1 protein-coding gene is annotated in these 530 nt (G+C 57.4%); it reads left to right on the top strand.

The genetic code is table 11. From position 1 onward, the window contains the following. On the top strand, positions 1 to 530 hold a 530-nt coding region (locus DID96_RS37965), incomplete at both ends, for an RNA-guided endonuclease TnpB family protein (RefSeq protein WP_148094548.1).

The following is a 530-nucleotide window of genomic DNA, read 5'->3' as shown; positions in this document are numbered from 1 at the left end:
AGAAGCGGGCGCTGACCTACAAGAACGGGCAGCTTCGCTTCAACGGCATCAATATCGGCTTGTGGGACTCCTACGGTCTTTCGAAGTACGAACTCGGTGCAGGCAGCTTCAACGAGGACTCGCGCGGTCGCTGGTACGTCAATATCGCCGTGAAAGTTAAGGTCGAAGAAGCGCGGGTGCCGGACGGAGCGTCGGTGCTCGGAATCGACCTGGGCCTGAAGACGATGGCTGCGTACAGCGACGGCACTGACTTCGATATGCCGAAGTGGTATCGGCAGGCCGAAGAGAAACTGGGCATCGCACAGCGGGCGAACAAGAAGCGCCTGGTCAAGACGATCCATGCCCGTATCGCAAACCAGCGCAAAGACGCCATCCATAAGGAAACGACGGCGCTGGTTCAGAGACATGCAGCAATCTTCGTAGGCAACGTGAGCGCGAAAGCAATGGCTAAAACGAACGGCAAGTCCGTTCTCGATGCCTCGTGGACGACGTTCAGGACACAACTCAAGTACAAGGCCATTGGGCATTGC

Origin of the sequence: Burkholderia sp. Bp8963 (assembly GCF_003854275.1) — a bacterium.
Lineage (GTDB): Bacteria > Pseudomonadota > Gammaproteobacteria > Burkholderiales > Burkholderiaceae > Burkholderia.
This window is presented reverse-complemented; position numbering and strand designations above follow the sequence as displayed.